At 59.3% G+C, this 13824-nt stretch carries 11 protein-coding genes; 3 read left to right on the top strand and 8 right to left on the bottom strand.

What is annotated here, in order from left to right:
- Positions 1-21 precede the first annotated feature (21 nt).
- Together FXO11_RS18710 and FXO11_RS18705 are read right to left on the bottom strand one after the other, a co-directional pair.
- On the bottom strand, positions 22-2589 hold the full coding sequence (locus FXO11_RS18710; RefSeq protein WP_148864458.1) for an EAL domain-containing protein: 2568 nt from the start codon (positions 2587-2589) through the stop codon (positions 22-24).
- A gap of 152 nt (positions 2590-2741) precedes the next feature.
- Complete coding sequence (locus FXO11_RS18705) at positions 2742-3197, bottom strand: flavodoxin domain-containing protein (protein WP_148864457.1); 456 nt, start codon at positions 3195-3197, stop codon at positions 2742-2744.
- A 234-nt stretch (positions 3198-3431) separates the two neighbouring features.
- Between FXO11_RS18705 and FXO11_RS18700 the strand changes: the two genes are divergently transcribed.
- Together FXO11_RS18700 and FXO11_RS18695 are read left to right on the top strand one after the other, a co-directional pair.
- The gene (locus tag FXO11_RS18700; RefSeq protein WP_148864456.1) at positions 3432-4994 is read left to right on the top strand and encodes an inorganic phosphate transporter; all 1563 of its coding nucleotides are present in this window, start codon (positions 3432-3434) and stop codon (positions 4992-4994) included.
- A gap of 108 nt (positions 4995-5102) precedes the next feature.
- Complete coding sequence (locus FXO11_RS18695) at positions 5103-5369, top strand: hypothetical protein (protein WP_148864455.1); 267 nt, start codon at positions 5103-5105, stop codon at positions 5367-5369.
- A gap of 215 nt (positions 5370-5584) precedes the next feature.
- Here the strand turns inward: FXO11_RS18695 and FXO11_RS18690 are convergent, their stop codons facing one another.
- The 5 genes from FXO11_RS18690 to FXO11_RS18670 all read right to left on the bottom strand — a co-directional run bounded on the left by FXO11_RS18690 (position 5585) and on the right by FXO11_RS18670 (position 10905).
- Positions 5585-6055, bottom strand: a complete 471-nt coding sequence (locus tag FXO11_RS18690) for an Mpo1 family 2-hydroxy fatty acid dioxygenase (protein ID WP_148864454.1) — start codon at positions 6053-6055, stop codon at positions 5585-5587.
- Positions 6056-6161: 106 nt separating this feature from the next.
- The gene (gene panP, locus FXO11_RS18685; RefSeq protein ID WP_148864453.1) at positions 6162-7832 is read right to left on the bottom strand and encodes a pyridoxal-dependent aspartate 1-decarboxylase PanP; all 1671 of its coding nucleotides are present in this window, start codon (positions 7830-7832) and stop codon (positions 6162-6164) included.
- A gap of 268 nt (positions 7833-8100) precedes the next feature.
- Positions 8101-8442 carry a DUF503 domain-containing protein gene (locus FXO11_RS18680; protein ID WP_148864452.1) on the bottom strand — a complete coding sequence of 114 codons (342 nt, stop codon included), beginning with the start codon at positions 8440-8442 and terminating at the stop codon, positions 8101-8103.
- 107 nt (positions 8443-8549) lie between these two features.
- Positions 8550-10256: an isovaleryl-CoA dehydrogenase gene (locus tag FXO11_RS18675; RefSeq protein ID WP_148864451.1), complete on the bottom strand. Its 1707-nt coding sequence runs from the start codon at positions 10254-10256 to the stop codon at positions 8550-8552.
- A gap of 4 nt (positions 10257-10260) precedes the next feature.
- A complete protein-coding gene (locus FXO11_RS18670) occupies positions 10261-10905 on the bottom strand; it encodes a TetR/AcrR family transcriptional regulator (RefSeq protein WP_148864450.1) in 645 nt (214 codons plus the stop codon).
- 276 nt (positions 10906-11181) lie between these two features.
- Here FXO11_RS18670 and FXO11_RS18665 point away from each other — a divergent pair, with 276 nt between their 5' ends.
- Positions 11182-11403, top strand: a complete 222-nt coding sequence (locus FXO11_RS18665; protein WP_148864449.1) for a hypothetical protein — start codon at positions 11182-11184, stop codon at positions 11401-11403.
- A gap of 148 nt (positions 11404-11551) precedes the next feature.
- On the opposite strand, the gene FXO11_RS18660 is transcribed toward FXO11_RS18665, so the two are convergent.
- Complete coding sequence (locus FXO11_RS18660) at positions 11552-13690, bottom strand: FAD-dependent oxidoreductase (protein ID WP_148864448.1); 2139 nt, start codon at positions 13688-13690, stop codon at positions 11552-11554.
- Between the last annotated feature and the right edge of the window lie 134 nt (positions 13691-13824).

Genomic DNA, 13824 nt, shown 5'->3' with positions numbered 1-13824 from the left:
ATCGGCAGGACCGCTGCCCATTCAGGCGCGACGCTTTGCCTGCATCCCCTGATTCGTTAGCCAGCGCATGAAGTCGTCCATGGGTTGCGGGGGTGTCAGCACGAAGCCTTGAATCATGTCGCACCGCATGTCTCTGAGAACCTGCATCGTTGCTTCGTCCTCGACACCCTCGGCGACAACCTTGTAACCCAAGTCATGGCACATGGTGATGGTGGTTTGCACAATCACCCGGTCTTCGGCCTGCAGAGCCAGGTCGACGATGAGGGAGCGATCGATCTTGATCTCCCCTGCGGGTAGGCGCTTGATATAGGACAGCGAGGAGTAGCCGGAGCCGAAATCATCGATGGATAGCGGAATGCCCGCGAAATCCAGCGAGCGCAGCGCCCGCAGCGAGTTGGCCGGATCCTGCATCATCGAGGTCTCCGTCACTTCGAGGATAATCTTGCCGGCATGCTCCGGGTGATTGCTCATCAGCCGTTGTACAAACAGCGGAAAATCCTGTTCCCGCAGATTGTTGGGTGAAATGTTGACGGCCACGCTCAGCTCACCGTGACCGGCTGCGATCAAGCCGTCTCGGGCTTTAACGGCCTGTTGTAGTACCCAGCGTGTAAATGGCTTAATCAGGCCGGTTTGTTCCGCGACGGCGACAATCTGGTCGGCAGTCACCTCGCCGCGGCTGGGCCATCGAATCAACGCTTCGACACCGACGACTCGCTGATCCGCCAGCGCCAATTTGGGCTGGAAGAAAAGGGTCAGGTCATTTTGCCGGATCGCCTGGCGCAGTTCCGAAGCCAGTGTGAGGTTACTGGCGTTGTAAGAATCCAGCTCCGACCGGTAGTAGGCGAGGCCACGATCAAGAGCGTCCCCGCTTTCAAGTGCGATGTAGGCTTGCCGGATCAGGGTGCTGGGATCGTCCGAGTGGTTGGGATAGATGGCGACACCGGCGAGCGGATCCAGCGGTAGTTGCATGCCCAGGTAGTCTACCGGGGCGCGAACGGCTTCCAGGCATTCCAGGATCTTGCGGGGCTGGGCGCGTGCGGCGTCGGCGTCGATGATAAAGCCGAAAGTGCCCGATTCCAGCGACGCCGCATGAAAGCAGCGCGTGTCGTCTTGCTCGATGGTGCGCACCCCGGGTAGATCCTGGCAGATGTGGTTGAAGCTTTGGGCTGCCAGCTCGAGGATCCGCTCGGCATTTTGATGGCCCAGGGTTTTGGTTATCGCGGCCAGGTTTGTGAGCTGTACGACACCCACTGCATGGCGCCGTTGCGGCTCGCGAATCATCAGGTCCTGCAAATGCAGCTCGAATGAGGTCCGATTGGGCAGTTTGGTTAACGGATGGTGTAGGGCCTGGTCCATCATGCGCAATTCTGCATTGCGACGGGCGGCCAGGGCCCGCAGCTGGGATTCCCGGGCTGCGACTTTGTCTTCACGCTCTTGGTAGAGTCGCATGGCGAGGCCGATGGTCAGCAAAATCGCCTCCAGAGCCGAGCCGAGCTCCATGCCGAACTCGGTGACGAAATTGGTGGGTATCCAGCCGAACTTATTGGCGGCGGTCAGCGCGCTGCCCACGGTCAGTACCCCCCAGGCGATGGTGTAAAGAATCGCCTGGCGATTGCCCCGCGCCCATTCGACAGGCCCCACCACGGTGAGCAGCAGGCAGCAGGGTATGGCCAGCGCTACCGAGACTTGCATCGACGTGTTGTATCCCAAGAGGAAGGTGCCGAGGATCGCCAGCAGGTTGGCAATGACCGCGCCGCGCAAGAAACGGTCCCAGGCCGGGTTGCGACTGTGCAAGTTCAAGAATGAACGGGCGAACAGCAGGGAGAACAGCATCGCGATCGGCACCGACATCATCATCGACTGGTTCTGTAACCATGGACTGTCCGGCCAGAGCAGCGGATAAGTAGTCCCGTGTAACGAGCCGAGCAGGAACAGATAGCCCAGTGTCGACAGTGCGTAGTAGAGATAGGTGGCCTCGCGCATGGCCAGGAACACGAATAGGTTGAAGAAGACAACCGTGATCAGAATCCCGTAATAGATCGCGTGAGCCTGGCCGAGCTGGGACGTGTGGCCAAAAAAGACGTCTCGCTGCCAGAGGCGGGTGGGCACCTGGAGGGCGCCGTCAGTTTGTACCCGCACCAGGAAGTGATAGCGGCTGTCCGGGTTCACCCTGTAGGGCATGAGGAAATGCGGGTGCTGGATGGGCCGGGTCGACATGGGTAGCCAATCGCCGGTGGTCATCTGTTTTACCGGCCTGCCGTTCTCGAACAGGAAGATCTGTACCGAATCCAGCTGCGGGTAGCGAATTTCCAGCATCTGATCCAGGGCGCCGGCCGGCGTCGGTACATCGAAGCGAAGCCAGACCACGTCGCGCACGTAGCCAAAGTTGGGCACGTCCCCTGCCAGCCGCTGCCACCGGTCCAGTGCATTGATTTCAACCGGGCCGGCAGAATCGGTCTGGCCGTAGGGAAGGCGGATGTACTCGATGGCAGGCTCGATATACCCGTCGTCGACGAGATTAGCCTGCACACCCGAGACAGCCGTCATCAATACGCCCAGTAGGACGAAAAACACAACGGATTGGCGCACGGGTCTGAGTCTTGTTGTTGTGGTTGTTGTGCTTGCGGCCTGTGGCCACAGGCGTTCACGCGAGCACGTTCAGTTTCAGTATGGCCAAACTCCCCGGGCGCCTCAAGTAAAAGGAAGGTGCGTTCAGTTGTTGTCGTGAGAGAGGCTGTGCGTTATTCCCAGTCTAATGATGCAGCCCATTCGCGTGCCCAGGGCAAAGCGACCTGTTCCGGGTTGACGGTTTCCAGGGCGTCGATCCGTAAGGTATTGCTTACCTTGCGGCAGGCGATTTCGTAGAGGACTTCTTCCATCAGGTCTCCGGCGCCGCAGAACGTGTCTCCGTAGGAGCTGTCGCCCAGCACGATTACCCCGAACGGTCGGTCCTGCTGCAGCGGCAGCTTGTCCCGCAGCTCCAGGTAGAGCGGCAGCAGCGTTTCGGGAATTTCGCCTTGGCCGGTCGTGGAGGTACATACCAGCAGTGCATCGTCGTTGCTGGTGATGTCGTCGAGGGACGGTTTTTCCAGTACGACGACGTGATGTTCCGCCTGTTCCAGATCCTTGCGCAGTTCGCGCGCGGTCAACAAGGCACCGCCAAAGACGCTGCCAACGAGAATTCGAATTCGGGCCATGGGATTGTGCTGCCTCGGTTGGGTTTCGGCGAATTATGGTAGCTGCCGGGCTCTGGCGGCTCAAGGTTGGGCGGTTCAGGCCGATGGCGATGGCTCGATCGACTGTAGCTAGATCGCGACTGCAGTGGTGCCCTCGTTGGTCTGAGCCGGTAAGTATGTCAGTTATATTTCATTTTTCTGACGAACTGCCTATAGTGACGCCACCTAACGAACGAGCAACTGTGGTGATTCGTCATGGCCCAGAACACGTCCTTTATGGACAGCGCCCTAACCAGTAAACGCACCGAGCGCTTCCGACTCGGCATCAGTCTTCTCTTCCTGGTGATTGTCTGGCTTTTCGTCGGCCAGCTGACCGAAGGCCTCCCCGGAAGTAGTCTCCTCATGGCCGCCGCTGTTATCGGCGCTTACATGGCCATCAATATCGGCGCCAACGATGTTGCCAACAATGTCGGTCCAGCCGTGGGTTCGGGCGCTCTCAGCCTGGGTGCTGCCATTTTGCTTGCGGGCCTGTTCGAGGCCGGGGGCGCGTTGATTGCCGGCGGCGAGGTGGTCTCGACGATCAAGAAAGGCATTATCGATCCTGCCGGCCTAACGGATGTTCAAGCCTTTGTCTGGCTGATGACGGCGGCTCTGCTGGCCGGCGCCCTCTGGCTCAACCTGGCGACCTGGATGGGTGCTCCGGTGTCCACCACGCACTCGATCGTAGGCGGTGTGCTCGGTGCCGGCATTGCAGCCGGTGGCTGGGGTATCGCCGACTGGAGCGTGATGGGCGCTATTGCCGCCAGCTGGGTGATTTCCCCGGTGCTGGGCGGGTTGATTGCCGCCTTCTTTCTTTACGTCATCAAAAAATCCGTGCTCTATCAGTCGAACATGATCGCTGCGGCCCGCAAGGTAGTGCCCGTCATCGTGGCCATCATGGCTTGGGCATTCGGCACCTACCTCATGCTCAAGGGCGTCAAGCACCTCATGTCGGTGGATTTTACGACTGCGGCCCTGGTGGGGCTGGCGGTGGCTGTCGGGGTTTTCTTCCTGATGCGTGCCATGGTGGGCCGTAAGGCCGCAACCATGAGCAATGGCGAAGACGGCGTCAACGGCCTATTTACCTGGCCCTTGATCTTTGCCGCGGCGTTGCTCAGCTTTGCCCATGGGGCGAACGATGTGGCCAATGCTATTGGTCCGTTGGCTGCCATCAACGAGGCCCTGTCTCAAGGGGCAGTCGCTACCGCGGCGGCCATCCCGCTCTGGGTGATGATGGTGGGTGCCATTGGTATTGCGCTGGGGTTGACGTTATTCGGGCCGCGCCTGATTAGAACTGTCGGCAGTGAAATCACCGAACTGGATAAGACGCGCGCTTTCTGTATTGCGCTTTCGGCGGCCATTACCGTGATTATCGCCTCCCAGTTGGGGCTCCCGGTAAGCTCGACGCACATTGCTTTGGGCGGCGTGTTTGGGGTCGGCTTCCTACGTGAGTACCTCAAACGCAGCTACGCGACCCAGCTTCATCGCATCATCAAGGATCATGAGCCGGAAGACCGTGAACGCCTGCAGTCCTTCCTGAGCCGTTTCCGCGAGGCGACTGTGCAGGAGATGGAGGCGATGCTCAAGCAGGCCAAGAAGAACAAGGTCGATGTCCCGCTGTCGAAGAAGGAGCGCAAGCGCCTGAAGAAAATTTACCAGGAAGAATTGGTCAAGCGCTCTCAGCTAATCCGTATCGCCGCGGCCTGGATTATCACTGTGCCGGCCTCGGCGCTGATGGCGGCCCTGCTGTTCTTCATGTTGCGCGGCTTGATGGTGTGATTACGCAGGTGTCACCGTTCTATTGCTTGCCCTGGGGGTTGGGCTTGGTTAGCTTAACGCGATACGCTGAAATCTCGATTTGATACCTAAAAAACGTGGAGACACCGAATGAGCACTGCATCCGAAGGCCGTCAGGCGCGCATCATCGATGAGCTGCGTGCCTTTATCAAGAAAGTCCTGAGCGATCCAACCGTGGCGGTCAAGTGCGTGGAAATCGCACGCCGCTACCGGGACGATCCTAATGCCACCCAGAAAATCGCCGAGGAAATCAGCGCCAATACCACGGTGCGCATCCCCGAGCAGTGGAGCGAGGCGGACCGCATGTTTCTGGATATCCTGCGGGATGTGCTGGACGACGAGGCGGCGCTTTACTGACTGCCCGTTTAGAGGCGGAATGAAAAACGGCGCCAAAGCAGGCGCCGTTTTTTTTGGTTGGTCAGGGGAGTCAATGTAGCGGATGCTTCAGCTTCCGAGCCGTCCACAGGACGGCTTCCGCGATAACAATCCCCGTTTGAGAGGGGCGCCTTCGGCACCTCCGAAGCTGAAGCTCCGGCTACATTGACTCCCTTGTATCTCTGAGCTGTGGAGCCTCAGTAACGAATCCCCAGACTCCGATAGATAAACCCCATCAACCACGCCGGGCCGATCAGCAGAAACTGAATGTCTTTGAAAAAGGATGGTTTCTTGCCTTCGATGTGATGCCCGACGAACTGCAGAATCCACATAATCACGAACAGTAGCAAGGATGCGGCCCACACCGGCATCAGGCCGGTCTGTTCGAAAGCCGATATCGCCAGCACCATCAGCATGCTAAAAAGGCCCATGCCGATGCCTAAGGGCGGTGACAGGTGCACGTACCAAGCCGTCGTGACGACCAAAGCGAGAGTCGCCCAATTCAAGTAGGGCACGCTGTCGAAGGCGGCTGGCGTGGGTATCGACCACAATAGGCCGATGATGGTGGTAAAAATCACCGGAACGGCCACCCAGTGGATGGCCTTGTTGGTCGGGTTGCGGTGGCTTTCGCCGTATTCGGCAAACCACTGATCTGCGGTTTTGGCCATAGATGGACTCCTGTGTGTCTGTTGTTTTTATGAGTCTGTTTTAGAGGCAACGTTCAGTATAACGCCGCTGCGGATCCACGCGATACAGGCTGCCAGCAACGCGGCATCAGGCCCGGTGGGCGCGCGGCGAGGGAGAGACCGCCTGGGTCAGGTTCTCCAGTACGTCCATCTCATCCTGCAGTTCGCTGTCCAGGGCCAGTTGCGCTTGCTCGTCGAGGATGTCGCGCAGGATGTCGGGGGTGGTTAGCGGGTTGGCGAGCACCACCCGGAATACCACACAGGGGAAGTGGTGATGCCTGGCCGGCTCCAGCCGGGTCCGTGAAACAAACGCCTTGCCATGTTCCCGTTGGGCCTTCTGGATGTATTTGGTAATACGGTTCAGCGAGGCATTGATGCGTTCGGACTGCAGGGTATCGGCATGGACCAATGCGTCCTGGGTAGCGGCCGGGCAGTAGCGATAGGTGAGGATGTTCAGTTCCGGCTTGGTGACCAACTCGAAGTCTTCGCGCTGGTTGATCATATCGGCAAACAGCTTGGCTTTTTCGATGCCCTGGTCGATCAGCAATTCATAACCTTCCCGGGCCAGGATCTTCAAGCCGGAGTGGATCAGCATGGCCATGCCGGGACGAGAGCCTTCCAGTGTGGTGCTGCCCAGGTCTCGCGAGCCCTTGCGAATAATGTACTGGGCGTGGTGCTCGATGGCACCGACCAGTTCAGGGCTGCGGAAGACGACCAGGCCGGCCCCCATGGGCACGTAAAGCTGTTTGTGGGCGTCGAAGGTGACCGAGTCCGCCTGCTCGATCCCGGCGAGTAGCGGGCCATAGGTCCGGGAAAACAGCGTGGGACCGCCCCAGGCGGCGTCCACGTGGAAGTGAGCGCCGAATTCCCGGGCGATGTCGGCCATGGGTTCCAGGGGGTCGACATTGCCGGTTTCCGTGGTACCGGCGATGCCGCAGATGGCGATCACCTTGATTTTCTGCTTTTGCAACTCCAGGCACTTGTCGCGCAGGGCGTCGGTCTGGATGCGGTTTTCCTCATCGGTGTCGATGGCAATAAGCGCACTGCGGCCCAGGCCCAGAACGTCCGCGGCCTTGCGCAGGGAGTAGTGGCCGCGCCGGGATACCAGAATGGCCGCGCCTTCGTAGCCGTAGTAGCGTAGCGCCCGGAACAGGCCTTCTTCGTGCAAACCGCGGAAACTGCCTTCGGCGGGGAGCGCCTGGTTGCGGGCCACCCACAGTGCGGTCAGGTTGGCGATGGTGCCGCCGGAACACATCGCCCCCAGCGCATAGCGAGGATCGTGCATCCATTTACGGTAATAGGCGCTGTCTTCGTTGTAGACCAGCCGGTGGATCATCCCCAGTACTTGGCGTTCCAGCGGGGTGAAGGCTTTGGAGGTCTCGGTTTTAACCAGGTTCTGGTTGAGGGCGATCATGATTTTCGACAGCGGCAGCATGAAGTAGGGCAGTGCCGATGTCATATGGCCGACAAAACTGGGGGATGCGGTATGGACCGAATTGGCGACCAGCTTGTCCAGCAGGAACTGGGTCTGCTCCGAAACGAAGATGGGCTTCTCGGGAACGGCGGACTCGTTAAAATCCTTGACCACGTCGCCCAGATCCCGCTCGATGGCAACGATGTGTTCCTGCAGGAACCCGGCTAGATTGCGAGAAATATCCTGGTCGATCCGGCTCAGGGTCGACTCCGGCGCTTCTGGCACCGTAAATACCCTGTACATGGCTTCAAGGGAAGCCTGAGCCGTCTTTTTCTTACCGGTCATACGCGCCACACATCTTTCAGTGGTTGATACGAACCGGTGGTGTCCACCGGCCGGTTCGCATCGGAATTCTGGGGCTCGGTGTGCTCACAACACACTCGCCTTACCATGCGCCAGTCTGGCATATCTGCCAGAAACATGCTTCGCGTCCCTGAACGATTTCCCGCGCGGGTCCAACAGGCTGACATGACTGTCTGCGACCCGCTTTCGAGGATTCCAAGGCCGCGTAGTATAAATTGTCAGTAATGATGATACCAGCGAGCGAAATGTCTCAAAGCATTTCGCGGTGAACGTCGAGAATCGGGGCGTCGATACGTTGCTCGATGGCCTTCTCCACCTGATCCAGGCGTTGCTGGATCAACTGGGTCGAGGTACCCAGGGCAGCGATGGACCAAGTAGCGCGATCCACGGCGTCAATGTCGCCGGTTTCGACCACGGCCAGATCGGACTCTTTGCCCCAGATGGCCTTGAGGGGCGAAAGTGCCCGGCGTTTGGCCTTGATGTCGTCGCAACCGTAAAGCTGGAAATGAAGGGTCAGAATGCCCAGGTGGGGTGTAATAACGGGCTGATCCCCGGCCGCTTCGAGCAGTAGCCGACGCATGGCTTCGGACATAAGGAACCTCTGATCAAGTCTATTGGCGATTCTGGCTCGTCCCGCCCGCTGAGGCCGTCGGGCGGGGTAAGCTATCAGTCTACTATATTAGCCGGCAACGCGTGGCGCTAGCCGACAATAGGCGTCGCACGTTCGATAATGGCGGCAGCATCGGTACCCACCGGCAGATTGCCGATATTGAGGCCGCCATGAGACTCCAGCCGACTGGCACAGAACGCGTCGGCGATTGCCGCAGTGGAGTGACGGATGAGCAGCGAGCCCTGTAAAGCCAGTGCCAGACGGTCCACCAGATTGCGAGCTCGATACTCGATATGGTCCGTGCGGGAAAAATCGCTATGCAACTGCGCGACGAAGCGGTCAAGTCGTGGGTCGCTGCCCCTGGCTTCGCCGATTTCGTTGAAGTAGGCCTCGAGACTGTCAGGGGATTTCTGCAAGGCACGCAGGGTATCCAGGCACTGCACATTGCCACTGCCTTCCCAGATAGCGTTGACCGGCGATTCCCGCAGCAGGCGAGGCATGATGCAGTCTTCCATTACGCCGCTGCCGCCGAGGCACTCCATGGCCTCATAGGCATGGTTCGGGGCGCGCTTGCAGATCCAGTATTTGCCGACCGGCGTGGCCAGACGGGTAAATAGGCGTTCCTGCTCCCGGTCCTGGTTGTCCAAAGCCCTTGCTACGCGCAGCGTCATGGCCAGCGCCGCTTCGCTTTCCAGGGCCAGGTCGGCCAGTACGTTCTGCATCAGCGGCTGCTGGACTAAGCGTGCGCCGAAGGCCTCCCTGTGCCGGCAATGGTGCAAGGCCTGGGCCGCTGCCTGGCGCATACCGGCGGAGCTGCCGATCATGCAGTCGAAACGCGTCATGGCGACCATTTCGATAATGGTCGGTACACCACGGCCTTCCTCGCCTATCATCCAGGCGAGGGCACCGCGCAATTCCGCTTCGGAGGACGCATTGGCCACGTTGCCCATTTTGTTCTTCAGCCGCTGGATTTGCCACGGGTTCTTGCTGCCATCCGGCCGCCAGCGCGGCATCAGGAAACAGGAGAGACCCCCTGGCGCATGGGCCAGCACCAGAAAGGCGTCGCACATGGGGGCTGAAACAAACCATTTGTGGCCGACCAGTTCATAAGCCTGGCCTGGGCCGCCACTGCCTTGCGGATAGGCGCGCGTCGTGTTGGCGCGCACATCCGATCCGCCTTGCTTCTCCGTCATGGCCATGCCGATGGTGACTGCCGACTTTTGACCATCGGGCACATTGCGGGGGTCGTAGGCCCGGGCCGTGATCTTCGGTGCCCATATCTGGGCCAGTTCCGGCTGTTTCTGGATCGACGGCATGGCTGCAAACGTCATGGTGATCGGGCAGCAGTGCGCCGCTTCCACTTGCGAATGCATGTAGTACTTAGCCGCCCGCGCTACGTGAGCGCCCCGGCCGGGATCGCGCCAGGGGCTGCTGTGCAAGCCGTGAGAGAGGGCCAGGTCCATCAGCTGGTGATAGGCAGGATGGAACTTCACCAGATCCTGTCGATGACCGAAACGGTCATGGGTATGAAACGCAGGTTTGTTTTCGTTGGCGAGGAAACCAAGCTCGATAATGCCAGCCTGGCCCACCAGTTCGCCGTAACCGGTCAACTCGTCCCGCGCCCATTCGGCGCCCTCGCGTGAGATCCCTTCGCGCAATGCCTGGTCCTGCTCGAACAGGTTATAGTTTTCCAGCGCCGGCGGCTGATTGAGCACGTCGTGGGTTGTGGCCAGGTAGCGGTCAGTTGCCGGTTGGGGATCGTACTGCGGCTTAATCGAGGGGTGTGCCGTATTCATCGCGTTATCTCCGTTGGCCGGTCACCCCCTGCAGACAGAAGCTGATGATCGGCTCGATCAGGGCGTTGATCTGTTTGTCGTTGAAAACGCCGGCCTTATTGTGTTGTGGTGTCTGTTGTGTTGGAGAGAGCGGTCCCACCAAACTTTCTGCGATCGCGCCCACCAGGCAAGTAGCGCTCAGCCGCGCATCCTGTGCTGGCAGCGACCCTTCCTCTATGCCTTGACCAATGACCTGTTCAAAGTGTTCGGCGTACGCCCGGCGGTAGGCCAGTCGTTCGCCTTCCACCTGCGGATCTACCGGTTCGGCAATCAGCGACCAGGCCATCACGGGGCCGTGTAAGGCGCGTTCGGCAAATTGCCGCAACGCTCGCTCTAGACGCTGCGACGCTGAACCGCTGCCCGCCAACGCCTCCGCCACCTTGTCCACTTCGCGCTGGGTGGCGATTCGGAACACTTCGGCAAAAAGCTCGGTCTTCGACTCGAAGTGGCGGTACACAGTTCCTGTTGCCACACCGGCGACGTCGGCCACCTGGTTGATCTGGGCATTGCGGAATCCACCTTCAGCGACACACTGATAGGCGCAACTGAGAATGCGTTGACGCACCTCGGCTTTCCTTAGCCGCATTTTCTCCGTTTCGCGATAGGCCATTCGCTCTCCTTTTAAGAAGTGAATCACTATTCATTTCTTGTGTCAATTTGCATAAAACCTCCATCAGGACAGGCCTGTACTGAGTTTTCAATACATTGGCTTTGATGCGCCTGATGCTTGTTACAAAAAATTACAAAAATAGGCTTTTAGGTTAATGGTGTTTAAACCGAATCGGGATTATATAGTGCGCAAGGCGCGGCAGTGACTGGCTTCCGAGGCCGAGACGGGTCCGATTTTTCGGACTGCAGCTTTGTTTTCGCTGATGGAGGTTGAACCATGAGTGAATTCGACGAAAGTAATCTGGAAAGCTCCAGTAACTGGACGTCTGATACCGAAGATACGCATAGCATTGCCGGCCGGGCCCGGGTAAGGGCCAAGCTCGAGGCCGACATGCATGAGTTTCTACGTCAAGGCGGCCAGATTACCGAGCTCGACACGACACTGCGCTCGGATGCACCCAGGCGGGCGGAGTCCGGTTTCAATAACCGCTCCATCTAATGCGCTGTCTGGTTCATTCAGAGGACGCGACGTAAGGCCGGCCAGCGAGTGTTTGCGGTGGCCGGCCTCGCACGGCTCCTTAGAGGTTACCACTTCCACCGACGTTGGAGTGCGCGAGTGTGCCGTGCGGTAGATCAGCGAATTAACACTAGGCCCGCCGCCAGGCATGAAACCGTTCCAGCCAACGCAAGGCGCTTTGCGGTGCATGGGCTTTCTTCCAGTTGCCCGCTGCAAATTTGTTGGCTTCGGACAGCGTCGGATAAACATGGATAGTGCCCAGAATCTTGTTGAGCCCGTAACCGTGCTTCATGGCGCTGATAAATTCGGTGATGAGTTCACCGCCATGGCTGCCGACAACGGTCGCACCCAGAATGCGGTCTTTTCCGGGGGGGGTTAACACTTTCACAAAGCCTTCGGTATCACCTTCGGCAATGGCACGATCAAGGTCGTCGAGTGCGTAAGTGGTGACTTCGACGGCGATACCCTGCTCCTTGGCCTCCTGCTCGTTAAGGCCAACACGGGCGACTTCCGGATCGGTAAAGGTGGTCCAGGGCAGCACCCGGTAATCCACTTTGAAGGTCTTGAAGCTGCCAAACAGGCTGTTCACCGAGGCATACCAAGCCTGGTGGGCGGCCGCGTGGGTGAACTGGTAGGGCCCCGCCACATCGCCACAGGCATAGATGCCGGGAATGCGGGTTTGCAAGGTTTCGTCCACTTGCACCGTTCCATTGGCCTGGGTCTCGATGCCCAGCGCGTCCAGTCCCAGTCCTTCGGTGTTGGCCTTGCGGCCAACCGCCAATAACAGGGCATCGAACTCAACACGCCGGTCTTCACCGTCTTGTTCGTATACCAGCGTATAGGTCGTGCCTTCCCGCTCAAACCGTTTGGCTTTCGCGCCGGTGCGCAGATCGACGCCGCTGGCCACCAGGCTATCGGTTACCGCTTGAGCAGCGTCGTCGTCTTCGCGTGGAAGAATGCGCGGCGCCTGATCTAGCTGGACAACCGGTACATCTAGCCGGGCAAACGCCTGGGCGAGCTCGCAGCCAATCGGCCCGCCCCCCAGAATCAGCATCTGGCGCGGCGCCTGCCGCAGCTCCCAGAGATTATCCGACGTGTAGTAGGGCACCTGATCGATGCCCTCGATGGGAGGCACGAAGGGGCGTGCCCCGGTGGCGATGACGATATTGCGGGCGGTTAGCGTTTGACCCGCGACTTCGACTCGCCAGGGGTCGACGATGCGCGCCTCGCCGGTCACGCAATGGACGCCCAGATCGGTATAGCGTTCGATGGAGTCGTGGGGCTCTATGGTTTTGATGACCGACTGAATGCGCGCCATGACTGCGGGAAAATCGACACTCACCTCCGAGGTTGCAATGCCGAACTGCTGTCCGCGACGCACATCGTGGGCAATGCGCGCGCTTTTAATCAGCGTTTTACTGGGGACGCAGCCGGTGTTCAGGCAGTCGCCGCCCATCTTGTGCTTTTCGATGAGCGTAACGCTGGCCTTGGTGGCGGCGGCGATGTAGGCCGTGACCAGTCCTGCGGATCCGGCCCCGATCACAATCAGGTTGCGGTCGAACTTTTTGGGGCGGCTATAGTCTTTTAGCAAACGCCGGCGCTTGATCAGATTCATGACCGCCCGGGCAATGATCGGGAATATCGCCAGGAGCACGAAGGAGCCGATCAGCTCCGCCGACACGATGCCGCCCAGGCTGTCGACCTGGCCCAGCTGGGTGCCCGCGTTCACGTAGACGATAGTGCCCGGCAGCATGCCCAGTTGACTGATCCCATAGAAGCGCAAGGTCTTCATTGGGGTTAGCCCCATGACCAGGTTGATCACGAAGAACGGAAAGATCGGCACCAGACGCAGACCGAACAGGTAGAAACTGCCGTCCCGCTCTACGCCCTTGTTTACCGCCCGCAGGGAGTCGCCGAAACGGCGCTGCACGGTATCCCGGAACAGTATGCGGGAGGCCAGGAAAGCCAAGGTGGCGCCGATGGAACTGGCGAACGAAACCAGCAAAAGCCCGGAGAACAGTCCAAACAGAGCGCCACCGAGCAGGGTCATGACTGCGGCCCCTGGCAGCGATAAACCGGTCACTGCGACGTAGATCAGGAAAAAGGTGGCGCCGCTCACCCAAGGATACTGGTCGACTTGCTGCTGGAGGACATCCCGCTGTTGAACGATATAATCCAGGCTGAGGAAACGCCCCAGGTCGAAGGCAAAGAACAAGGCGATCAGGATGGCGATAGCGGCCAGCAGGACGACTTTCCGGGATGTTTTCATGCAGGCATTTTCCTTGCGACGGCGGTGTTATTGGCGTATCTAGTGCACAGAGCCTTTCGGCTAAAGCGTACTGACCCGTTTTGAGGCCAGACATTACAGTCCAGTTGTCACATTTTTATCCGGAAACGGCAAAA

The sequence above is a fragment of the Marinobacter fonticola genome (genome assembly GCF_008122265.1).
Taxonomy (GTDB): Bacteria; Pseudomonadota; Gammaproteobacteria; order Pseudomonadales; family Oleiphilaceae; genus Marinobacter_A; species Marinobacter_A fonticola.
Note: the sequence above shows the minus strand (reverse complement) of the source record. Positions and strands in the feature narration are given on the sequence as shown.